Source organism: Blastomonas sp. UPD001 (genome assembly GCF_003426715.1).
Lineage (GTDB): Bacteria > Pseudomonadota > Alphaproteobacteria > Sphingomonadales > Sphingomonadaceae > Blastomonas.
Genome location: NZ_QKVT01000001.1, coordinates 2,913,411 through 2,936,258 on the forward strand (window position 1 = coordinate 2,913,411; position 22,848 = coordinate 2,936,258).

A 22,848-nucleotide genomic window follows, 5' to 3' on the forward strand; every position below is an offset into this window, starting at 1 on the left:
TGCTGCACCTGGGCACCATGGGCAGCGACCCCGTCGAGGTGATCGAGGCGGTGCGCGACGAGGTCGCGGTGATCCGCCCACCCGAATGGCACCGCTTCCCCCACGCCTTTTCGCATATCTTCGCGGGCGGCTATGCCTCGGGCTATTACAGCTATCTCTGGGCCGAACTGCTCGCCGCCGACGGTTTCATGGCGTTCGTCGAGGCCGGGCTGCTCGACCGCGCGACCGGTGACCGCTTCCGCGCCGAGGTGCTGGCGCGTGGTGCGACCCGGCCTGCGGCGGAGAGCTTCCGCGCCTTCCGTGGCCGCGACCCCGATCCGCGCGCGATGCTGGTGCGCCACGGGCTGGTGGATGCGCAAGGATGAGCGAGCTGTGCCCGCGCGGCTGGCTCGACGAGGCGATCCGGCGGATCGAGGCGGACTATAATCGCTCGGCCGACACGCATCTGATCCGACTCGACCTGCCGCGCTTCCCCGGCATCACGTTGTACCTGAAGGACGAAAGCTCGCACCCGACCGGCAGCCTCAAGCACCGGCTGGCGCGATCGCTGTTCCTGTACGCGCTGTGCAACGAATGGATCGGCCCCGAGACCTGCGTGATCGAGGCGTCGTCGGGCTCGACGGCGGTGAGTGAGGCCTATTTCGCGCGCATGCTGGGGCTGCGCTTCATTGCGGTCGTGCCCGCGACCACCGCGCCCGCCAAGCTCGACGCGATCCGCTTCCAGGGCGGCGAGATCCACAAGGTCGATGATCCGCGCACGGTCTACGATGTCGCCCAAAGGTTGGCAGCGGAAACCGGCGGCCATTATCTTGACCAGTTCACCTATGCCGAGCGCGCGACCGACTGGCGCGGCAACAACAATATCGCCGAGAGTATCTTCGCGCAGATGGCCGAGGAGGAATATCCCGAGCCCGAATGGATCGTCTGCGGCGCGGGCACTGGCGGCACCTCAGCGACGATCGGGCGGTATCTGCGCTATCAGCGCTATGCGACGCGGCTGTGCGTCGCAGATCCCGTCCATTCGGTGTTCCACCGCCACTATCAGGACCGCAGCACGACCTCGTTGCCCGAAGGCTGCGCGAGCCGCATCGAGGGGATCGGGCGCCCCCGGGTGGAGCCAAGCTTCATTCCCGGCGTGATCGACCGGATGATCGCGGTCGAGGATGGCGACAGCATCGGGGCGATGCGCGCGCTGTCCGACCGGCTGGGGCGGCGGGTCGGCGGATCGACCGGCACCAACCTGATCGCCTGCGCGGCGCTGATCGAGGAAATGGCGGCGAGCGGCACCAGCGGCAGCGTGGTGACGTTGCTGTGCGACGGCGGCGATCGCTATCATACCAGCTATTATGACGATGGCTGGCTGGGGCAGAGCGGACTCGCCTGGCAACCGGCGGCCGAGCGCATTGCCGCGCTGCTCGGGCCAGTGGACAGGGGAGCGATGCGATGATGATCGGGGTTCTGGCAGCCGTATCGGCCGCGCTCGCGGTGGCGGCGGGCGCGTTCGGCGCGCATGCGGCGGCGGGCGAGCAGCAGGCCGAATGGCTCCGCACCGGCGGCATGTATCAGCTGGTGCACGCGGTCGCGGCACTCGCGATCATGGGCCAGGCACGCGGCGCTGCGATCGCGCTGCTGGTCGGCGCGGCGATCTTTGCGTTGACGCTCTATGCGATGGCGCTGGGCGCGCCGCGCTGGCTGGGGGCGGTGACGCCGATCGGCGGCACGCTGCTGATTATTGGCTGGCTCTGGGCAGGCTGGGTCTATCTCAAGGCCTGACGACCACCCGCGCTCGATCGCGGGTGGGGCCAAGTTTCAGCATCAGAACTTGTAGCCGACCTCGACGCCGATCCGGCGCAGGCCGCCCGGCGAGATGAACGAACCGCCGAACTCGGCTGCGGTGATGACTTCGTTGAGATAGCGGCGGTTGAGCACATTGTCCGCGAACAATGTCACGCGCCACTGCTCGCCTTCCAGCCCCGCCCGGACGTCGAGCACGCCAAAGGCATCGCGCCGCGTCACCGCATAATTGGCGTCGCCGACAAAGGCAGGCAGCGCCAACGCAGAGCCCGGCAACAGGCCGCTGAAGATCGTCGGCACGGTGTTGTTCTGCAGCGTGTGGAACCAGGTCGGGCCGGTGATGCGATAATCGGCGCGGGCCACCAGATCGAAGCTCTTGGCGATCGGCGCGACGATCTGGGTGCCGAGGTTGATCGTGTAATCGGCGGTCGAGGGCGACTTGTTGCCCACCGTCTGCGGACGCGAACGGTTGCGCTTGATCTCGCTCTCGGTGACGTTGAACGCGCCGAAGATCGTCCAGCCGGGCGTCACTTCGGCATTGAGGTTCAGCTCCGCACCATAGAGCTCGACCTTGTCGATGTTCGACACCACGCGCAGCAGGCCGAAGCCGCCGACGAAGAATTCGAAGAACTGCATGTCCTTGACGTCGGTATAATAGCCCGCGAGGTCGAAGGTCAGCTTGCCGTCGAACGCCGATCCCTTGAAGCCGCCCTCGAACGCGCTGGAGCGTTCCTTGCGGTAATCGTCGTTGATCGTGACCTGCGATCCGATGAACTGGTTGAACGACTGGCGGACGATCGCCGCCGAGCCCGAATTGTTGAAGCCGCCCGCCTTGAAGCCGATCCCCCAGTTGGCATAGACGTTGAAATTGTCCGCCACCGACCAGCGGAAGGTCAGCTTGGGCTGAAGCTGCTTGTAGCTGTCGGACTTGTCGGGGATGGCACCTGCGGTCTGGCCGGGGTTGATCGGCCCGCCGGTGAACGGATCGGTGACCAGCGGCACGCGGTTGCGAACGCTGCGATCCTCGACGTCATAGCGCAGCGCCAGGCCGATATTCACGCGGTCGTTCCAGTTATACTCGGCCGACCCGAAGGCTGCGTACACATCGGTGCTGAAGCTGTCGAAATAGAGCTGGGTGGTCGGGTTGGTCGTGTTCGGAGCGTTATACAATTGCCGAATGATGCCCTGGCCCAGGTCCGCGCCCAGGCTGACGCCGACATCGCGGCTGATATTGAGATAATAGGCGCCCAGCTGCCAGTTGAACGGGCCGTCGCCGGTCGAGGACAGGCGGATTTCGCCGCTGAAATCCTCCTGGCTGCGGATCTGGTATTGCGTGCCGTCGCAGGTCGTCGGGCTGTACGGGCCGAAAGTCGATCCGGTGGCGGGCGCGAAGATGAACGGTACCGGCGTCGCGCCGATAAAGCCGGGCTGGTTGACCGGGAAGCCGGTGAGCTGCGCGGTGCTGCGGAAACAGGCGTTCGAGGCCGCGACCGAAGCCGGGGTCGCGCCGGGGAAGGTGAAGCGGGCAAAGTCGGCCGAGGTGCCGTCGGCGGTCAGCGACTGGTCGACATCGCTGTACAGGCCCCACAGGGTCAGCTTGGCGAAATCGAACTCGTGCTCGAGCTTGATCGACGCGTCGAACGTGGTCTGATCGTTGGTCGGGCGGATGTTCGAATAGAAATTGAACGGATGGTCGTCGACATCCTCGAAAAAGGCGGGATTGGCCGCGGCGAAATTGGGCAGGTGGAAGGCGGCGTTGAAGTTGATCGACGCGCCGGTCAGGTCGGCATAGCGCGCCTTGGCATCGATCTCGGTGCGCTCGCCCAGCCTGGCCACGAAGCGCCCGTCGACCGACCAGATTTCCTGATCGTCGATGGTCTTGGAATTGTTGAGGAACGCATTGCGGTAGAAGCCATCGGTCTTGAGATAGCTGCCCGAGACCAGGAACCCGGCATTCTCGCCCAGCGGAACCGAGATGAAGGCATTGCCGCGATAGGTCTGCTGCTCGGCGGCGCTGAGTTCGATGCCTGCCTCGAGCCGGTCGCCGGGCTTCATCGTCTGGATGACGATCGCGCCCGCCGCCGCATTGCGGCCATAGAGCGCGCCCTGAGGGCCTTTCAGGATTTCGATCTGGCGCAGCGTCCCCTGGTTCTGGTTGAGCTGCGCGGTATTGGTCTTGAGGATGCCGTCGACCACCAGCGCGACCGAGCTTTCCGCGTCGCGCGCTCCGTTGATGCCGCGGATGTTGATCTGCGTGTCGCCCGCCTCGGCCGTGCCGGTGACGATGGTGACGCCGGGCGTCAGCTGCACGAACTGGTCGGCGGTCTCGACCCCGGTCTTCTGGATCGCATCGGCGGTGAGCACGGTCACCGATGCCGGGACCTCGGCCAGGCTTTCGTTCTGGCGGCGGGCGGTGACGATGATGACATCATCGGCGGGCTCTGCCTGGGCATTGTCCTGCGCGAAGGCAGGGGTCGCCAGCGCGCTGGCGAGAACGGTGGCCGATGCTGCGGCAAACAGACTGGTAAGGCGCATGCTGTGAACTCCCTGAGGTGCTTAGGTTCCCCCGAACCCGTTATGCTTTTTCTGGCGGGTGTTGTTGTGGGTGCGGCCTTCAGACCAGCACATTGGCCCCGCTCATATAGACATAGACTTCCTGGAACTTGCCGTCGCGCAGGCGCCAGAAATTGGTGTTGTTCAAGGTGGTCACGCTGCCATCGCTGGCGGTCAGCTCGGCGACGAAGCTCGCAGCGATCCGGCCATTGGTCTCATCGACCGTGCAGGTGAAGTCGCGGTGGACGATCTTGTCCCAAGCGCCGAAGAAATCGGTGAACATCCGCTCGATTGCGGCCTTGCCGGCATGGGTGGTGAAGCTGGTCTGGACGGTGAAGAGCGCCTCATCGTGGAAGCAGGCGAGCGTCGCGGCCATGTCCTTGCGGTCCACGCTGGCGAAATAGCTCTGCGTCGCGAATTCGATCAGCGCGTCGCGGTGCAGTGTCGGGGCATATTGCATCAGAGATCCCCTTCCTTGAGCAGGTTGTCGCCGCTCATGTAGACGAACACCTCCTGGAACAGCCGGTCCTTGAGGTAGAAGCGGTTGCAGTTTTCATAGCGCAGCTGCTCGCCGCCATTGGGCGTGATGAGCACGGTGAACTGCGAGCAGACCGCGTTCGATTGCGGGTCGGCGACATGGACGAAATTGCCGTGCCAGATCTGCTCGAAATCGGCGAACAGCTTGACGAACATCGCGCGGATCGCCTCGCGCCCGTCATGCACCGTGTTCGATGTGACCTCGGTCAGCCGCGCATCGGGCGCGAAGCAGTTGAGCACCTGGTCCATGTTCTTGTTGTCGACGCCATCGAAATAGCGCTTGGTGACGATGTCGATATAGAACGGATAAGGCAGCGGGGCCTGACCCGCACCGCCGGGTGACCAGTCTATCATCAGAACCAACCCTTTCTAACGTCTGCATCCTTCGGCACTTCCGGCATCGGAAACGCCTTCTTGCTGTGGGTAAGGCCGCATTCGATCAGCCCTTCGAGGAATTTCCACGCCACCTGGCCAGGATTGATCACCGGGATCGGAAGGTTCGCCGCCAGGAACGCCGCCGACTGGTGCATGGTGGTCGAGCCGAGCACGATCACGTCCGCGCCGTCTTCCTCCATCGCGCGCGTCGCCTCGGCCTTCAGCTTGTCGAAGATCACCTCTTCCTTGCCCGCGAGCAGTTCGGTGACGTCGGGCCGGGTGTCGATCGACCGCAGCGAGGCGACACGGTCCCAGAAGCCATATTCGGTCAGCGTCTTCTGGTAGAGCGGGAACCATTCGGGCCACATGGTGAGCACCGTGAACTTCTTGCCGAGCATCATCGCGGCGGCAAAGGCGGCCTCGCCCGGGCCGATCACCGGGATCGACAGGCGCGACCGCAGCGCGCGCAGCCCCGAATCGCTGACCGTGTCGATCAGCACTCCGGCATAGCCTTCGTCTTCGGCGGTGATGCCGGTCTGGAACACTGTCCAGTCCATCAGCAGCATGTCATGATAGCTGTCACCCAGCGCTGCGCCCCACGGCACGGCGACGAATTCGGGTGCGAATCCGGGGCGGACGAAATCGGACGGAAGTTGTGCGGCGCGGGCGGCGACGCCCGCCTCGTCCATCGGAATGGGTACTATCACCTTGATCCGGCGATCATCTGCCATGCGCTACCCCACCTTTCGGGACCGTCTGCGTCGGTAGGTTCGACCGCGATCCATGGCTTGACGGTATTGTATACAAATGTCTATCGTCAATAGCGAAAATGGGTTGGCGCAAGATCGGCGCAAATTGGTGTGCACCGCCAGGGGACGCTGGAGCGGTGCGCAGTACTGGGACGGGATGGAAGCGCATGGAAAAGGCAGCATCGCCGCGGGCATCGGATATTGCCTATGACAAGATCCGCCAGTTCGTGCTCTCGGGCCGCGCCGAGCCGGGCCAGCAGCTGACCGAGGAGCAGCTCGCGCGCATCTCCGGCGTGTCACGGACCCCGGTGCGCGAGGCGGTGCGGCGGCTCGAGAACGAGCTGCTGATCGTACGCAGCGATTCGAAGCGGCTGTTCGTGGCGGACTGGTCGGCCGACGATATCGACGAGATGTTCGTGCTGCGCGGAATGCTCGAGGGCCATGCCGCCAGCCGTGCCGCACGCAACATCTCCAATCGCCAGATCGAGGAACTGGGCCGGATCTCCGACCTTCTCGACGCGGCCGTGCGCTCGACCCCTCCCGATGTCACGGCGTTTCTGGCGCAAAACCGCCGCTTCCACGAGGTCATTCTGGAGGCCGCGCGCTCGCCGCGGCTCAGCGCCATGCTGCCGATGCTGGTCGAGCAGCCGGTGGTCCGCCGCACCGCCGCGCAATACAAGACCGACGAGCTGCTGCAATCGGCGCGCGAGCATCGCGAGCTGATCGCCGCGTTTACCGCGCGCGATTCGCTCTGGGCACGCGCGGTGATGACGAGTCATATCCGCCGCGCCTTCCATGTGTTCAGCAGCACCGCCAAACGCCACAAGGAGCAGCGCCAGGCCAATGACTGAACCCCATTTTCTCCCCCGCTGGACGCGTCAGAACTAAATGTATACAAACATGGGCATGAGCAGCATCCAGATTGTCGAGGTCGGCCCGCGCGACGGCCTGCAGAACGAACCGGACATCGTCTCCACCGCCGACAAGCTGGAGATGATCGGGCGGATGATCGACGCCGGTGCGCGGCGGCTCGAGGTGGCGAGCTTCGTCCACCCGCAGCGCGTGCCGCAGATGGCCGATGCCGAAGCCGTGATCGCCGGGCTGCCCGACCGCAAGGATGTCTCCTATATCGGCCTGACGCTGAACAAGCGCGGCGTGCTGCGCGCGCTGGCGACGAAGGAGGGCGGCCGGCGCGGCGTCGACGAGATCGGCTGCGTCATCGTTGCCAGCGATACCTTCGGGCAGAAGAACCAGGGGCAGACCGTGGCCGAGGGCATCGCCGAAGCGAGCGAGATGATCCGCTTTGCCCGGGAGAACGGCCTGATCGCGCAGGTCACCATCTCGGCCGCCTTTGGCTGCCCGTTCGAGGGCGACGTGCCGGCGCATCGGGTCGTCGATATCGCCCGGGCGGTGCTCGACGCGGGGCCGTCCGAGATCGCGCTGGCCGACACGATTGGCGTCGGCGTGCCCGCGCAGGTGACGGACCTGTTCGGGCGGCTGAGCGAATTCGTGCCTGCGGACATCCCGCTGCGCGCGCACTTTCACAACACGCGCGGCACCGGGATAGCCAATGCCTGGGCGGCGATGGCAGCGGGCGTGCGCGTGCTCGATGCCAGCCTGGGGGGGCTTGGTGGATGCCCGTTCGCGCCGCGCGCCACCGGAAATATAGCGACCGAAGAGCTGATCTATCTCGCAGAGCGGTCAGGCATCGCGCATGGCATGGATTTGGATGCCGCCATCGCGGCCAATCGCTGGATGGCCGGGATTCTCGGTCGGGAGCTGCCCTCTCTGGTCGCCCGCGCGGCGGCCTGAGGCTGGGCCATACATCAATCGTGTCGGCGACAGGGCCGGCAAGCGAAGGGGTGAATGAATGAGTTACAGGCTGGGTGTCGATGTCGGCGGCACATTTACCGATCTGCTGCTGTTCGACGAACAATCGGGCGCCTTCTGGCGGCACAAGACCCCCTCGACGCCGCATGACAGTTCCGAAGGCATTCTTACCGGGGTGCAGGCGATCTGTGCCAATGCCGGGATCACGCCGGCGGATGTCGAAATCTTCCTCCATGGCACGACGGTCGCGACCAATGCGGTGCTGGAGGGCAAGGGGGCGCGCGTCGGCCTGATCGTCACCGAAGGCTATCGCCAGGTGATGCAGATCGCGCGCAGCTTCGTGCCCGGTGGTCTCGCCGGCTGGATCGTCTGGCCCAAGCCTACCCCGCTTGCGGCGCTGGAGGACACGGTCGAGATCAAGGGCCGCATGTCGGCGCAGGGCGAGGAAATGCGGGCCGTCGACGATGCCGATATCCGCGCCGCGCTGGAAAAGCTCAAGGGCCAGGGGATCGAGGCGCTGACCGTCAGCCTGATGAATGCCTATCTGAACGGCGCGCACGAAAGGCGCGTGGCGGAACTCGCGGCGGAAATCCTGCCCGACGTGCCGATCTCGCTCAGCCATGTCGTGCTGCCCGAAATGCAGGAATACGAGCGCACGCTGACCACCGTCGCCAACGCGGCGGTGCGCCCGGTCGTGGGCCGCTATGTCCGCAACTTGCGCAGCCGGCTGCGCGATGCGGGCATGGCGGGCAAGCTTGCGCTGCTCCGCTCGGACGGTGGCCTCATGTCCTCCGAAAAGTCCGAAGAGCATCCCGTCTCGCTGCTGATGTCGGGGCCTGCGGGTGGCGTCACCGGCGCGATCTGGGTGGGCAAGAACGCCGGGATCCGGAACATCCTGACGCTGGACGTCGGCGGCACGTCGACCGATGTGGCGCTGATCGAGAATCTGGAGGCGCGCCGCGTGCGCACCACCGAGGTGGGGCACCTGTCGGTCCGCGCCTCGGCGCTGGACGTCAAGACCGTGGGCGCGGGCGGCGGATCGATCGCCTATGTGCCCGAACTCACCGGCGCGCTGCGTGTCGGCCCGCAATCGGCGGGCGCGGTGCCGGGGCCGGTCGCCTATGGCAAGGGCGGGGAGCTGCCGACGGTGACCGACGGCAATGTCGTGCTGGGCTATCTTCCCGAGGCGTTGCTCGGCGGTACCTTCAAGCTCGACCGCGAGGGCGCGAAAAAGGCGGTGCAGACCATCGCCGATGCGCTGGGGATCGATCTCTATGCCGCCGCGCGCGGCATCATCGACATCGTCAACGAGAACATGTTCGGCGCGCTTCGCATGATCTCGGTGCAGCAGGGCTATGACCCGCGCGATTTCGCGCTGATGGGCTTTGGTGGGGCAGGGCCGCTGCATGTGAACGCGGTCGCCCGGCTGATGGGCAGCTGGCCCGCGATCTCGCCGGTCTCGCCCGGCGTGCTGTGCGCGCTCGGCGATGCGACGACGCGGATGCGCACCGAGACCGCGCGCAGCTTCTCGCGGTTGGCATCGCGGACCACGCTCGAGGAACTGGGCGGCATTCTCGACGAGATGGCGGCGCAGATCGGCGACGAGCTGGTCGCCGAAGGCGTGGCCCAGGACGATGTCACCATCACCTTCGAGGTCGATGTCCGCTATGCCGGTCAGGCGTTCGAGGTGCCGATGTCGGTCACCCGCGACGACCTGCACACCCATGGCATCGAATGGCTGACCGGGCGCTTCGACGAGGAGCACCACCGGTTGTTCACCTTCAACATGGACTCGGAGCACGAAATCGTGAACCTGCGCGCGGTGGCGATGGGCAAGGCACTCGACCTGCCCGCCGCGAAGCTCCCGCAAGGCAATGGCGATCCATCGGCGGCGAAGCTGCGCGATCACGAGCTGTGGATGGACGGCAAGATGGTGCCCGCGATCATCTACGACCGCTCGAAGCTGCTCGCCGGGGACATGATCCCCGGACCTGCCATCGTCATCGAAATGGATTCCACCACGCTGATCGAGGCGGACTGCACCGGCACCGTCGATGCCGTTGGCAACATCCTGATCACGCTGAAGACGGGGAACTGAAACCATGCCCGCTACCATCATTCAGACCAACAATACCCCGTTCGAGAAGCAGGCGATCGATCCGGTCACGCTCGACATCATCGAGAACGCCCTGCGCAATGCGCGCATCGAGATGGACGCGACGCTGGTGCGCACGGCCATGTCGCCCGGCATCCGCGAACAGGGCGATGCCTTTCCGCTGATCGCCGACCACGAGGGCCGGATGATCGTTGGCCAGTTCGGCAGCTTTATCGGCGGTTTCCTGCAGGGCTATGACGGCACGCTCGAGGACGGCGACATGATCTTCCTGTCGGACCCCTATTCGGTCGGCGGCGCGATCAGCCATTGCAACGACTGGCTGGTGCTGCTGCCCGTGTTCAAGGACGGTCGCCTGCTCGCCTATACCGCGATGTTCGGTCATCAGAGCGATATCGGCGGCAAGGTCCCAGGGTCGATGCCGATCGATGCGACCAACATCTTCCAGGAAGGCGTGCGTATTCCGCCGGTCAAGATCTGGAAGAAGGGCGTCTATAACGAGGATCTGGTCAAGCTGGTGCTGCACCAGAGCCGCACGCCCGCCTGGTGCGCGGCGGACCTCAATGCGCTGATCGCCTCGTGCCGTGTCGCCGCGCGCCGCGTGATCGAGATGAGCGAGCGTTTCGGCGTCGACACCTATGTCTCGGCGACGCAGGAACTGCTCGCGCGCAACCACCGCGCGATGAAGACATTGCTCGCTCAGGCGATCAGCGAGGAGCCGGTGAGCTTCGAGGATTATATCTGCGACGACGGCATGGGCTATGGCCCGTACAAGCTGAAATGCACGATGTGGCGCGAGGGCGATACCGTCATCCTCGACTTCGACGGCACCGACCCGCAGAGCCAGGCCTCGATCAACTTCCTGCTCAACGAGAACATGTTCAAGATGTTCTTCGGCATCTACATGATCATGGTCTTCGACCCGCAGATCCTGTTCAATGATGGCTTCTACGACCTGATCGAGGTGCGCATTCCCGAAGGATCGCTGCTCAAGCCGCGCTATCCCGCCGCGCTGTCGGGCCGCACCCATGCCTTGGGCCGCATCTTCGACATATTGGGCGGACTGCTCGGCCAGAAGACGCCCGAATTCCTCAACGCCGCCGGTTTCTCGTCCAGCCCGCACCTGTTCTATGCGGGCACCGACCGCAAGGGCGACTGGTTCCAGCTGTTCCAGATCGGCTTTGGCGGCATTCCGGGCCGTCCGATGGGCGATGGCCCCGACGGCCATTCGCTCTGGCCGGGCTTCACCAACGTGCCCAACGAGTTTCTGGAGCGCTATTTCCCGCTCGTCATCGAACGCTACGAGACCGTCGCGGACTCAGGCGGCGCGGGGCTGCATCGCGGCGGCAACGGCATCGTGATGACCTATCGCTTTCTCGAGCCTGGCGTCATTGCCATTCATGACGATCGCTGGTTCGTGCCGCCCTGGGGCGTCAATGGCGGCAAGCCGGGGGCCCGCGCGCGCAAGATCCTGGAAAAGCCCGACGGGTCGCAAACCATCGTCGGCAACAAGGTGGAGGACGTCGCCATCGAAGCGGGCGATGTCCTCCACTTCATCACCTGGGGCGGCGGCGGTTGGGGCGACCCGCTCGAGCGCGATCCCGAGCTGGTGGGCAAGGAAATCCGCCAGGGTCTGGTGACGCCGACCGGGGCCAAGGCCTATGGCGTCGTTGCCGATGCCGATGGCGTGGTCGATACGGCCGCCACCGAGGCGCTGCGCGCGGAGATGCGCTCGGGTCGCGGCGAACTGCCGCTGTTCGATTACGGTCCGGGCATCGAGACTCTGCGCGCGAACTGCGAGGCCGAAACCGGGCTGCCCGCGCCGATCCAGCCGCGCTGGGCCAATTACGCCATTGCTGCAGAATAAGGGAAGGATGAGATGAACCAGGACAACCGGGGGGCATTGGCGGGCATTCGTGTCGTCGAACTGGGGCAGTTGATCGCAGGCCCGTTCTGCGGCCAGCTGCTCGGCGACATGGGCGCTGAGGTGATCAAGGTCGAACCCCCGGCTGTCGACGGAAAAGGCGGCGGCGACCCCATGCGCAACTGGGGCCATGGCGAACACAAATTGTGGTGGGAGGTCGTCGCCCGCAACAAGAAGTCGGTCAGCGCCAATCTGCGCATCGCCGAAGGGCAGGAGATCGTGCGCAAGCTTGCCGCGCATGCCGATATCCTGATCGAGAATTTCAAACCCGGCACGATCGAGAAATGGGGGCTGGGGCCCGATGCGCTGCACGCGATCAACCCACGCCTGATCATCGTGCGCGTCTCGGGCTATGGCCAGACCGGGCCCTATTCGAGCCGCGCGGGCTTTGGCGGCATCGGCGAGGCGATGGGCGGATGGCGCGCGATCGTCGGCGATCCCGACCGTCCGCCCAGCCGCATGGGCGTGTCGATCGGCGACAGCCTGGCGGCGACCTATGGCTGCATGGGCGCGCTCGCTGCGCTCCACGCGCGCGAGCGGACCGGCAAGGGCCAGGTGGTCGACAGCGCGCTGTACGAGGCGGTGCTGCAGGTGATGGAAAGCCTGGTGCCCGAGTACATGGTGAGCGGCCATATCCGCCGGCGGACCGGATCGATCCTCGAAGGCATCGCGCCGAGCAATGTGTACCAGTGCCGCGATGGCGAGTATCTGATCGGCGCCAATCAGGACGCGGTGTTCGCGCGGCTGTGCCAGGCGATGGGGCGGCCCGAGCTCGCCACCGATCCGCGCTATTCCTCGCACGTCGCGCGCGGCCAGCACCAGAAGGAGCTCGACGACCTGATCGAGGCCTGGACGAGGACGCTCACCGTCGCCGAGGTCGAGGCGCTGATGATCGAATACAGCGTTCCTGCCGGCAAGATCTATGGCGCGGCGGACATGCTGGAGGACGAGCATTTCAAGGCGCGCGACGCGCTGGTCGAGGTCGACAGCCCGCGCTGGGGCCGGTTCGCGATGCAGAACAGCTTCCCCAAGCTGTCCGATACGCCGAGCAGCATCCGCAGCCTCGCGCCGCAGAGCATCGGCGAGCATAATGACGAGGTTTACGGCAAGCTGCTCGGCATGGACCAGCAGACGATCGACAATCTGAAGGCGGCCGGGGCGATCTGATCCAGCCCTGTTACTTCGTCATTCCCGCGAAGGCAGGAATCCCGCTTCTTTCTGGACCTTGCAAGCGGGACCCCCGCTTTCGCGGGGGTGACGGGACGGGTTTGGCAGGTGAAGCTCAGCTCAGCCCTACAGCCCGGCGAGATAGTCGAGCGCCTCGGTCTCGCGCACGACATCGGCATATTTGGCGTCCATGTCGAACAGGTTCGCCTCGTGCGGGGCCTGGTGGCGGTCACCGCACGCATCGGCGATGACGATCGGGATGAAGCCGTGGCTCGACGTGTCGACACAGGTCGCGCGCACGCAGCCGCTGGTGGAGAGCCCGGTGAGCAGCACGGTATCCACTCCCATGGCGGTGAGCGTCGCGGCGAGCGAGGTGCCGAAAAAGGCGCTGGGATATTGCTTGGAGATCACCAGCTCGTCTGCGCTCGGCTCCAGCCCCTGCGGCCAGGCCCCCATCGGCGATCCGGCCTTGAACACCTCGAGCAACGGCGTCTTCTGCTTGAAGCGGCCGCCATCGACCATGCTGGGGTGATAGACGACATTGGTATAGATGATCGGGATGCCCGCCGCGCGCGCAGCGTCTCGCACCCGGATCGCGCTCGCCAGCGCCTCCTCGACGCCCGCGAACAGCGGACAATCGGGTTCGAAATAGGCCTGGACGAAATCGATCAGCAGCAGGGCGGGGCGCTGGCCGAAGCCGATGCGGTTGCCGAACACGCCCGCATAGTTCGATGCCGCTTCCGATTCCGCCATGGCCATTCCCCCTTCTGCCGCCGGTCCCCGCTGATTCGCGGGCGCGCTGCCTCAAGGGTTAAAGCTCAACAGGCTGGCGCGGCGGAATGCAAGCGCTGGGGTCCGCTGTGCGGATGAATGCTGCCGCGAAAGCCATCGAACTGCGCGGCGATCACGCGCGCATAGGGCTCCGACCCCTCGGCCAGCACGAGCGTCTGGTCCTCCCAGAAAAGAAGCCCGCGCCGCTCGAACTCGGTCAATACGGCGCGGGCAGTAGGGAGGAACTCGGAATCGAGCGTCGCGCGGCCCCGGCAGAGCAGCGCGTTGATGATGTCGGCGCGGCGGATGTCGTCGCGATTGAGCGCGACGCCGCGCGTGGGCGTCAGGCGACCCTCGCTCACCAGCTTGCGATAGGGGCCGGCATTCTTCTCATTCTGCACGATCAGATCGGGGAAGATGCTGATCGCGCTGGCGCCGAAGCCGAGCAGCGTCGACGCACCGTCGTGCGTGAAGCCCTGGAAGTTGCGATTCACCCGGCCTTCGCGCGCCGCGGCGGCTAGCGGATCGCCGGGCAGCGCGAAGTGGTCGAATCCGACAGGCACATAGCCGGCCTGGGTGAGCGAGAGATAGCCATAGGCCGCCTGCTCGAACCGCTCGCGATCATCGGGCAGATCGCGCACATCGATCCGCTTCTGCCGCGGGATCATGTCGGGCAGGTGCGCATAGCCGAACAGCGCGATGCGGCTGGGGGCGAGGCGGATGGTCTGCTGCAGCGTCGCATCGAGATCGTCGAGATGCTGGCCGGGCAGACCGTACATCAGGTCGAAATTGATCGCGTCGATGCCGCGCATGCGAAGCGAGGTCATCGCGGTCTCAATATGGTCGAGCGGCTGGATGCGGCCGATCGCCGCCTGGATGTGCGGCGCGAAGGTCTGCACCCCCATGCTCACCCGGCTGACGCGCGAGGAGGCGAGCACCAGCGCCCATTCGGACGTGAAATTGCGCGGATCGATCTCGATCGACACCTCGGGGTGCGAGCAGTCGAACACCGTCATGATCCGATCGAGCAGCCGGACGAACTCGACCGGCGCGATGGCATTGGGACTGCCCCCGCCAAAGGCGATATGCTGGACGCGTCCGCGCCCGCCCAGCCTCTTGGCGACCAGAGCGATCTCGGCACGCAGCGCGGTGAGATAATCGGTCAGCCGGTGCTTGCGGTTGGCCGCACCGGTGTTGCAGCCGCAATACCAGCAGATCTGCTCGCAATAGGGTATGTGGACATAGAGCGAGAGAGGGGCCCCCGATTCCACCGCATCGAGCGCGCGCATATAGTCGCCAGCCCCCACATCCTCGCCGAAATCGGCCGCGGTGGGATAGCTCGTATAGCGCGGCACGGGGCGGCTGAGCAGATCGGGGTGATATGTCCACATGCCCGCAGATTATGCCGGTTCATGCGAGGCAACATTGATGGAGGTCAAAGTTGCTCGAAAGACCGGCGCGGCTGCGCCTTACCCGTCAGAAGCTGGACCAGTTCTCCTCGCCGGGATCGGTTTGCAACGCCAGATTGCCCGCTATCGGCGCAAGGCGTGGTTTTGCGTGGGGTGCACGCGGGGCGGGCTGGCTTGCGCGGTGGCCGGTGTCGAATCCCTCGACCAGGCGGGCGAGGTCGTTCGCCTCGTCGGCCAGGCTGCGTGCGGCGGCGTTGGATTGTTCGACCATCGCCGCATTCTGCTGCGTCATCTTGTCCATGTCGCCGACCGCCTGGTTGACGTGCTGCAGGCGCAGCGCCTGGGCCTGGGCGGACTCGGCGATCTCGGCGATGCGGTCGTTGATCGCGGCAACGCGCTCGCCGATGCGGGTCAGCACGGTGCCGGTTTCGTCGACCAGCGCCACGCCTTCGGCCACCGATGCGTGCGATGCGCCGATCAGCGCCTTGATGTCGCTGGCGGCATCGGCGGAGCGCTGCGCCAGCGCGCGGACCTCGTTCGCGACGACCGCAAAGCCCTTGCCCGATTCGCCCGCGCGCGCGGCCTCGACCCCGGCATTGAGCGCGAGCAGGTTGGTCTGGAAGGCGATGCCATCGATGACATCGATGATGCTGGTGATCTCGTTGGCGGACTTCTGGATATGCCCCATCGCCTCGACCGCGCGGGTGACGACGATGCCGCCCTCGGTCGCGCTGCCATGCGCGTCGGAGACCTGCTGGCCGACATCGAGCGCATTTCTCGCGGTCTGCTGGACCATGCCGGTGACCTCGCGCATCGCTGCAGCGCTCTCCTCGATATTGGCGGCCTGCTGCTCGGTGCGCTGCGCCAGATCGCCCGAGGCCGAGCGGATTTCGGCAGAGCCGTTGAGTACATTGCCGGCCGAGGCGGCGGTGCGGGCGACCACCGCGCAAAGGGTTTCGGTGGCGCTGTTGAAGCTGACCCGCAGCGGTTCGAATTCGGGCGGGAAGCTTGCGGTGATGCGATAGGCGAGGTTGCGGCTGGCCAGCGCCTCGAGCCCCATGGTCAGCTCGCGCACGACGCCCGCCTGGACATCGGCGGCGAGGCAGGCCTGCGAGGATTTGCGGAAGACCTCGATCGCGCGCATCATGTCGGCGATCTCGTCCATCGGCTTGTCGAGCCTGGCTTCGGCCTTGAGATCGCCCTCGGCCATGCGCCACATCACCCCGGACACCGCCTTCAGCGGGTCGACGAGATGCCGGCGCAGCAGCAGGTTGGCCCCCGCCAGCACCAGCAGCAGGATGAGCCCCGCCACGGCCATGGCGACGAAGGCCATGCTGACATAGCCGTCGCCGGTTTGCCGGGTTTCGGCCTGATAGGCGGCGGTCTGCTCGACCAGCCGGTCGATCTGGCGCCGGTGATCGGCATAGGCCGCAGCGAGCCTTGCGGCGCTCTGCCGGGCTTCCGCCTCGTCGCCGCGCTTGAGGCTGGGCAGGAAGCGCTGCTCGAGCTCGGCATAGAAGCGGCGCGCGGGGGCATCGACCTTGCGCACCTGCGCCTTCAGGTCATCGGGCAGCGTGGAGGCGGCCCAGTGCTTCTGCCGTGCGTCGAACTCGTCGTGCAGCTTGTTCAGCCGCGCGGCATGATGATCGATCCGCGCGGGCTCGGCCAGCGCGAGCCGCGCCTCGAGATAGGATTCGAGGATATAGACCGGCGGGGGCAGGATATCGGCGACGAGATCCGAGGCCTGCTGGTTGTCGTCGGCGATCGGCCCGCCCACGCTGATCGTGGCCATCGCCGCCCCCACGAACAGCGCGGTGGCCGCGACGGTTGCGAATATGACGCCGGTGCCTGCCAGCGTGGCCTTGCCGATCTGCATCTGTCTTGCCCCCCGCGCCAGCCAGATGCCCCGGTTCCCGATCCATCGGGCAACGCGAAATGGGCTTCGACCTTCTCACAAGGCCGTCTGGAATAGCGAATGAGCAACAGGTTCGCGCAAAGCACTGAATTTAAGGTTAATGCCAAATTATGCTTGAGTAACAATGAATAGTGTCGAGCATCGACGGATAGGCGCTGGCTAGCATTGCTCTGGCAGGATCAGAATTGCGACCATTCACCCTCGTCCAGCTGGAGCGCGAGATTGCCCGCGAGAACCGGCATCCTTACGGCAGGTCGCTGGCGGGTCGCAGGGGCCGATGCTCGGCGCTGCCCGGTCTCGAAGGCTTCGACCAGCGTGGCGAGCTCGTTGGCTTCGTCGGCCAGGCTGCGCGCGGCGGCGTTCGATTCCTCGACCATTGCGGCATTCTGCTGGGTCATCTTGTCCATGTCGCCGACCGCCAGATTAACCTGCTGCAGCCGCACCGCCTGTCCCTGCGCCGACTCGGCGATCTCGGCGATGCGCGCATTGATCGCGGCGACGCGTTCGCCGATCTGGAGGAGGACGGAACCGGTTTCGTCGACCAGCGCCACGCCCTCGGCCACCGACTGGTGCGAGGCGGTGATGAGTTGCTTGATATCGCGCGCGGCGTCGGCGGAGCGCTGGGCGAGCGCGCGCACCTCGTTGGCGACCACGGCAAAGCCCTTGCCCGCTTCCCCCGCGCGTGCCGCCTCGACCCCGGCATTGAGCGCAAGCAGATTGGTCTGGAAGGCGATCCCGTCGATCACGTCGATGATGCTTGTGATCTGGCTCGCCGATTTCTGGATGCTGTCCATCGCGGTGACCGCACGCGCGACCACTTTGCCGCCATCGGCAGCACTGGCATGCGCTTCGGAAATCTCGCGCCCCACATCGGTGGCGTTGCGCGCGGTCTGGTGGACCAGTTCGGTCACTTCGCGCATCGCGGCGGCGCTTTCCTCCAGATTGGCGGCCTGTTGCTCGGTGCGCTGGGCCAGATCGTTCGACGCCGAACGGATTTCGGACGCGCCGTTGAGCACATGGCCGGCCGAGGCGACGGTGTGGCTCAGCACCTCGCTCAATTCGGCCATGGTCTGGTTGAAGCTGGTTCGCAGCGCTTCATACTCATCGGGGAAGCGCGCATCGATGCGATGGGTCAGTTGCTTGGCAGCGAGCGCGTCGAGCCCGCCGGTCAGTTCGCGCACGATGAATGCCTGTTTCTGCTCGGCGGCGAGGCGTGATCGGGAGGCCTCGCGGAACACCTCGATCGCGGCGATCATGTCGCCGATTTCCTCGACCGGCTTGTCCACCTCGGCGCGTGCGTCGAGATCGCCGCCAGCCATGCGGCGCATCGCGTCGGCGACCGACTTGAGCGGGGTGATGGCGTAGCGCGACAGCAGCACATTCGCGCCTGCGAGCACCAGCGCCAGGATCAGCCCGGCCAGCGCCATGCTCCAATGGGCAAAGCTGGCCTGCGCCTCGCCGGCCTCGCGCGTTTCGGTCTGATAGGCCGACGTCTGCTCGACCAGCGCGTCGATCTCGCGACGATGCGCGGCATAGGCCCGGCCCAGAATTTCGATACTCGCCGATGCCGCTGCCATGTCGCCGCGCTTCAGGCTGGGCAGGAACCGATCCTCGACCTCGGAAAAGAACTGTTTCGCGGGAGTATCGACCTTGTTCAGCTGGGCCTTGAGCGGATCGGGCAGGGTCGATTGGCGCCAGTGCGCCTGGCGGGTCTCATATTCGCCCTGCAACTTCTCGAGCCGCTCGGCATGGCGCCGCATCTCGCGCGGTTCGACCATGGCGAGGCGCGCCGTGAGATAGGATTCGAGGATATAGACCGGGGGAGGCAGGATGTCGGCGACCAGATCGGACGCCTGCTGGTTGTCGGCGACCACGGGGCCGCCAACGCTGATCGTGCTCATCGTCATGCCGACATAGAGCGCGGCGGCCGCTACGGTGGTGAAAATCACGCCGGATCCGGTCAATGTCGCTCTCTTAAGGTCCATGGTCCTGTGCTCCAACTGTTCCTCTTCCGCGCACCGTGACAAACGATTGCGAACGGAGATTCTAATGCGCCCTATTCCCCCATTCTGGGGTGACACCCGGTAGAGCCAGGCCCTTCAAGCAAAGGTTAACGCGCGCAGGTGTTGTCACAGCGCTGCCACCTGTTTCCCCCATTTCAGGGGGGGTAAAACGGTAGCAATCGCTTGCGGTACGGCGATGTACCGGACGCGTGGTTGAGGATGGCCCGGGTGCGGGAAAGGTCACCAGCGCCGGACAAAAGGACGTTTTTTCAGAACATTGTCTTTGGATCCCCGCCCGAGGCAGGCGGTTTCAAATCATAGCTCGCAGACGTTCGCGGCAAAGCGAAATGGTTAACATCTTCAGATTTGGGTTAACTTGCGGGCGGCTATCTCTGCAGTTGTAAAATTTGCAGGCCAGGTGCGTCAGAATGGCACAAAACCGCCGATTACCGGAAAATGGCCCCGAATCGAGGGTAAGCCTGGCGCGCTCCGAGGCGCATGGCGAGGGGGAACGGACCACTGCATCGCGTCGTATGCTTCCTGTCGGGCCGGGTGTCACAGGAGAAACCCCATGCATAACAGTTTTGTATCCGCAATTTTCGACGATGAACGCCAGGCCGGGCAGGCGGTTGAACAACTCCGCGCGGCGGGCGTGCCGGATAGCTCCATCTCGATCGTGGCGCGATCAGACAGTGGCAAGCCGCTTGCGACCGATGGCGCGGGCGAAGAAACGACGCGTGACGTTCTGGGCACCGCCGCTGCAGGCGCAGGCCTGGGCGCGCTGTTTGGTATTGCTGCTCTCGCTATTCCCGGCGTCGGTCCGTTCGTTGCCGCCGGTGCCATTGCCGAGGCGGCCATCGGCGGCGCGGCGATCACCGGGACGGTCGTCGGGGCTGCCGCAGGCGGTCTGCTCGGCGTGCTCACCAGCCATGGCGTCGACGAGGACGAGGCGCGTTTCTATGAGGAGCGGATGACGCAGGGCGGCATCTTCGTCTCGGTCGATGCGGACTCCGCAGGCGTCTCACCGATGCACGTCCGCGATATCCTGTTCGGGGCAGGCGGCTACAATTCCACGGGAGCGCAGAGCGGCGCGATGGGCAGCGGCACCCTGGCCTGATCGGAATCCAGCGCGGGGACGGTCGGTTTGCGGCCGTCCCCGTTTGCGCCGGTGCCGCTTAGCAATGCGGTCCGGGCTTCTTGCGGAGGTTGGTGCGGCGGTGCCTTGGCGCAGTCGCTGTCGCTGTCCCTTTTCGGCAGCCCGTCGTCCTTGTCCGGGATCACGACGATGGTGGTCCCGCCATTGCAGTTTTCCATCGTCAGCACCCGGCCTTGCGCCCGTGCGAGCGGCGCGTTGACCATCGCCAGCGCCACCATGATCGCGCAGAACAGGGGCAGCCCGCCCCGCCGACGCAGCCCGGTCATGGCAGCAGGCTCCGCGCGTCACTCTCGTCCTCGACCAGGATGCGCAATGCGGCGCCATCGAGATCGTCGAACTGTCCCCCCTTGATCGACCAGAAGAAGGCGCCGAGACCCAACAGGCCGAGCGACAGCGCGATCGGGATCAGCAGCAATAGGCCGTTCATTTCAGGGCTCCCTTGAGACGCAGCGCGTTACCCACGACGATCAGCGACGATCCCGACATGGCGATCGCGGCAACCAGCGGCGTGACCAGCCCGGCAAAGGCGAGCGGAACCGCGATGACATTGTATCCGATCGCCAGCGCGAAATTCTGCCGGACGATGGCCTGGGTGCGGCGGGCCATGCGGATGGTATCGACCACGGGCATCAGCCGGTCGCCCATGAAGATGCAGTCCGAGGCGTTCTTGCCGACATCGCTGGCCGATCCGGGCGCCATCGAGGCGTGGCCGGCGGCGAGCGCGGGGCCATCGTTGAGGCCGTCGCCGATCATCAGCACCTTGTGGCCTGCGCCGCTGCTCCGCGCGATGGCGGCGAGCTTGTCCTGCGGGCTGAGCCCGGTCATCGCGGTGAGGCCCAGCGTGCGCGCGACCGGTGCGACCGCGGCGGTGCGATCGCCCGACAGGATCATCGAATCGACGCCCTCCGCCCTGAGTGCAGCGATCGCCTGAACCGCATCGGGGCGGAGCGCGTCGGCGAAGCGCACCAGCGCCACCGACTGGCCATCGATGCTGAGTTCGCTGGCAAGTTCGCTGCCCGCATCGGCCCCTTGCGGCCTGCCGAGCGTGACCGGCCGCCCCTGCCACAGCGCGGCGACCCCGAAGCCCGGCGTTTCCTGAACCTCGTCGATCGCGGCGGCGTGCACGCCCTGCGCGGTGAGGTCGCGGGTGAGCGCCGCGCTGAGCGGATGACGGCTCATCTGTGCCAGCGCCAGCAGCACGGGGCGATAGTTTGCGGCGATTTCGCCCAGGTTGCTCGCGACCGGGCGGCCGAGCGTGAGCGTTCCGGTCTTGTCGATCAGCGCGCGGTCGATCTCCGCCATGCGCTCGAGCGCCGAACCGTCCTTGATCAGCACCCCGCGCTTCATCAGCGCGCCTGCTGCCACGATCTGCGCCGCGGGCACGGCGAGGCCGAGCGCGCAGGGGCAGGTGATGATCAGCACCGCGACCGCGATCAGCAGCGCCTCGTGCCAGCCTGCGCCCGCGACCATCCACCCGGCAAAGGCGGTGATCGCCAAGCCGTGCACCGCCGGGGCATAGAGCCGCGCGGCGCGGTCGGCGATGCGGACATAGCGCGACTTGCCCTGTGAGGCCTCGCCCATCAGCCGCGCGATATCGGCGATCGCGGTATCGGTGCCCGCCGCGGTGACGCGCACGCGCACCGGGGCTTCGATGTTGAGCGTGCCTGCATGCACCAGATCGTCGAGCGCCGCATCCTGCGGTGCGCTTTCGCCGGTGAGCAGCGACAGGTCGATCCGGGTACTGCCCTGCACGATCACGCCATCGGCAGCGAGCCGCTCGCCTGCGGCGACCAGCATTACCATGCCGGGCTGCAGCGCGGTCGCATCGGTCCAGTGGCTGCTGCCATCGGCGCCGACGACCATCGCGCCGGTGCCCATGTTACGCAGCAGCGCGGTGACGCCGCCGCGCGCGCGGTCGCGCATCACGCTGTCGAGCCAGCGCCCGCACAGCAGGAAGAACAGCAGCATCACCGCGCTGTCGAAATAGGCATGCGCGCCATGCGTCGCGGTCTCGTACAGGCTGAGCGCGGTGGCGAGCGTCACGCCGATGCTGATCGGCACGTCCATATTGGTGTGGCCATGTTTCAGCGCGCGCCAGGCCGAGCGGAAGAAGGGCCGCCCGGCATAGGCGATGGTCGGCAAGGCGATCAGCGCCGAGAGCCAGTGGAACAGGTCGCGCGTCACCCCGGTCGCGCCCGACCAGACCGAAACCGACAGCAGCATGATGTTCATCATCGCGAAGCCGCTGACCGCGACCGCGCGCACCAGTTCCTTGCTCGTCGCCGCTTCGCCATCGACGTCCTTCGGCCCCTCGCCGATCGGATGCGCCTCGAAGCCGAGCGAGGTAAACGCGCCGAGCAGGTCGGGCATCTCGGCATCGGCGGTGTGCGCCAGGTGCACGCGCTTCTCGGTGAAGTTGACGCGCGCGCTCCGGATCCGGGCATCGCGCACCAGCCCCTGTTCGAGCTTGGAAATGCAGCCCGCGCAGCGGATATCGGGCACGGCAAAGTCGCGTTCGATCAGCGCCGTTTCGGGCGCGAGACGGGTCATCA

General features: G+C 65.9%; 20 protein-coding genes. 9 read left to right on the forward strand and 11 right to left on the reverse strand.

Annotation, left to right across the window (positions count from 1 at the left end):
* From DM995_RS14780 to DM995_RS14790, 3 genes are all read left to right on the forward strand, one after another.
* A partial coding sequence (locus DM995_RS14780) for a M3 family metallopeptidase (RefSeq protein ID WP_232824417.1) occupies positions 1-365 on the forward strand: 365 nt, incomplete at its 5' end.
* Positions 362-1,447, forward strand: coding sequence for a PLP-dependent cysteine synthase family protein (locus DM995_RS14785; protein ID WP_116969904.1), 1,086 nt, complete (start codon positions 362-364; stop codon positions 1,445-1,447). The genes DM995_RS14780 and DM995_RS14785, both read left to right, overlap by 4 nt.
* A complete protein-coding gene (locus tag DM995_RS14790) occupies positions 1,447-1,773 on the forward strand; it encodes a DUF423 domain-containing protein (RefSeq protein WP_116970496.1) in 327 nt (108 codons plus the stop codon). Before DM995_RS14785 ends, DM995_RS14790 begins: the two co-directional genes overlap by 1 nt.
* Before the next feature lie 42 nt (positions 1,774-1,815).
* Here DM995_RS14790 and DM995_RS14795 read toward each other — a convergent pair whose 3' ends face one another.
* The 4 genes from DM995_RS14795 to DM995_RS14810 all read right to left on the reverse strand — a co-directional run bounded on the left by DM995_RS14795 (position 1,816) and on the right by DM995_RS14810 (position 5,990).
* On the reverse strand, positions 1,816-4,329 hold the full coding sequence (locus DM995_RS14795) for a TonB-dependent receptor (RefSeq protein WP_232824418.1): 2,514 nt from the start codon (positions 4,327-4,329) through the stop codon (positions 1,816-1,818).
* Between the two features lie 79 nt (positions 4,330-4,408).
* Positions 4,409-4,807, reverse strand: a complete 399-nt coding sequence (locus DM995_RS14800) for a nuclear transport factor 2 family protein (protein WP_116969905.1) — start codon at positions 4,805-4,807, stop codon at positions 4,409-4,411.
* The gene (locus DM995_RS14805; RefSeq protein WP_116969906.1) at positions 4,807-5,238 is read right to left on the reverse strand and encodes a nuclear transport factor 2 family protein; all 432 of its coding nucleotides are present in this window, start codon (positions 5,236-5,238) and stop codon (positions 4,807-4,809) included. Before DM995_RS14805 ends, DM995_RS14800 begins: the two co-directional genes overlap by 1 nt.
* Positions 5,238-5,990 (reverse strand): aspartate/glutamate racemase family protein, encoded by a 753-nt coding sequence (locus DM995_RS14810; protein ID WP_116969907.1) that lies wholly within the window; start codon positions 5,988-5,990, stop codon positions 5,238-5,240. Before DM995_RS14810 ends, DM995_RS14805 begins: the two co-directional genes overlap by 1 nt.
* Positions 5,991-6,175: 185 nt before the next feature.
* Between DM995_RS14810 and DM995_RS14815 the strand changes: the two genes are divergently transcribed.
* The 5 genes from DM995_RS14815 to DM995_RS14835 are packed head-to-tail and all read left to right on the forward strand — an operon-like array spanning position 6,176 to position 13,042.
* Entirely contained in the window at positions 6,176-6,859 is a 684-nt protein-coding gene (locus DM995_RS14815; protein ID WP_023838428.1) for a GntR family transcriptional regulator, read from the forward strand.
* Positions 6,860-6,914: 55 nt separating this feature from the next.
* Positions 6,915-7,820, forward strand: coding sequence for a hydroxymethylglutaryl-CoA lyase (locus DM995_RS14820; RefSeq protein ID WP_116970498.1), 906 nt, complete (start codon positions 6,915-6,917; stop codon positions 7,818-7,820).
* A 58-nt stretch (positions 7,821-7,878) separates the two neighbouring features.
* Positions 7,879-9,936 (forward strand): hydantoinase/oxoprolinase family protein, encoded by a 2,058-nt coding sequence (locus DM995_RS14825; protein WP_116969908.1) that lies wholly within the window; start codon positions 7,879-7,881, stop codon positions 9,934-9,936.
* Between the two features lie 4 nt (positions 9,937-9,940).
* Positions 9,941-11,818: a hydantoinase B/oxoprolinase family protein gene (locus DM995_RS14830; protein ID WP_116969909.1), complete on the forward strand. Its 1,878-nt coding sequence runs from the start codon at positions 9,941-9,943 to the stop codon at positions 11,816-11,818.
* A gap of 12 nt (positions 11,819-11,830) precedes the next feature.
* On the forward strand, positions 11,831-13,042 hold the full coding sequence (locus DM995_RS14835; RefSeq protein ID WP_116969910.1) for a CaiB/BaiF CoA transferase family protein: 1,212 nt from the start codon (positions 11,831-11,833) through the stop codon (positions 13,040-13,042).
* 126 nt (positions 13,043-13,168) lie between these two features.
* Here the strand turns inward: DM995_RS14835 and DM995_RS14840 are convergent, their stop codons facing one another.
* The 4 genes from DM995_RS14840 to DM995_RS14855 form a co-directional block, all read right to left on the reverse strand.
* Positions 13,169-13,795 carry an isochorismatase family protein gene (locus DM995_RS14840; RefSeq protein ID WP_023838423.1) on the reverse strand — a complete coding sequence of 209 codons (627 nt, stop codon included), beginning with the start codon at positions 13,793-13,795 and terminating at the stop codon, positions 13,169-13,171.
* A 65-nt stretch (positions 13,796-13,860) separates the two neighbouring features.
* Positions 13,861-15,204 (reverse strand): oxygen-independent coproporphyrinogen III oxidase, encoded by a 1,344-nt coding sequence (gene hemN / locus DM995_RS14845; RefSeq protein ID WP_116969911.1) that lies wholly within the window; start codon positions 15,202-15,204, stop codon positions 13,861-13,863.
* An 85-nt stretch (positions 15,205-15,289) separates the two neighbouring features.
* A complete protein-coding gene (locus tag DM995_RS14850) occupies positions 15,290-17,098 on the reverse strand; it encodes a methyl-accepting chemotaxis protein (protein ID WP_116969912.1) in 1,809 nt (602 codons plus the stop codon).
* A gap of 218 nt (positions 17,099-17,316) precedes the next feature.
* Positions 17,317-19,122: a methyl-accepting chemotaxis protein gene (locus DM995_RS14855; protein ID WP_116969913.1), complete on the reverse strand. Its 1,806-nt coding sequence runs from the start codon at positions 19,120-19,122 to the stop codon at positions 17,317-17,319.
* Between the two features lie 589 nt (positions 19,123-19,711).
* Between DM995_RS14855 and DM995_RS14860 the strand changes: the two genes are divergently transcribed.
* On the forward strand, positions 19,712-20,257 hold the full coding sequence (locus tag DM995_RS14860) for a hypothetical protein (protein ID WP_023838419.1): 546 nt from the start codon (positions 19,712-19,714) through the stop codon (positions 20,255-20,257).
* Here the strand turns inward: DM995_RS14860 and DM995_RS14865 are convergent.
* The 3 genes from DM995_RS14865 to DM995_RS14875 are packed head-to-tail and all read right to left on the reverse strand — an operon-like array spanning position 20,203 to position 22,846.
* The gene (locus DM995_RS14865) at positions 20,203-20,562 is read right to left on the reverse strand and encodes a hypothetical protein (RefSeq protein WP_116969914.1); all 360 of its coding nucleotides are present in this window, start codon (positions 20,560-20,562) and stop codon (positions 20,203-20,205) included. The two genes, DM995_RS14860 and DM995_RS14865, sit on opposite strands and share 55 nt — an antisense overlap.
* The gene (gene ccoS / locus DM995_RS14870) at positions 20,559-20,723 is read right to left on the reverse strand and encodes a cbb3-type cytochrome oxidase assembly protein CcoS (RefSeq protein ID WP_023838417.1); all 165 of its coding nucleotides are present in this window, start codon (positions 20,721-20,723) and stop codon (positions 20,559-20,561) included. Before ccoS ends, DM995_RS14865 begins: the two co-directional genes overlap by 4 nt.
* Positions 20,720-22,846 carry a heavy metal translocating P-type ATPase gene (locus DM995_RS14875; protein WP_116970499.1) on the reverse strand — a complete coding sequence of 709 codons (2,127 nt, stop codon included), beginning with the start codon at positions 22,844-22,846 and terminating at the stop codon, positions 20,720-20,722. The genes ccoS and DM995_RS14875 overlap by 4 nt, the downstream gene beginning before the upstream one ends.
* Positions 22,847-22,848: the final 2 nt, after the last annotated feature.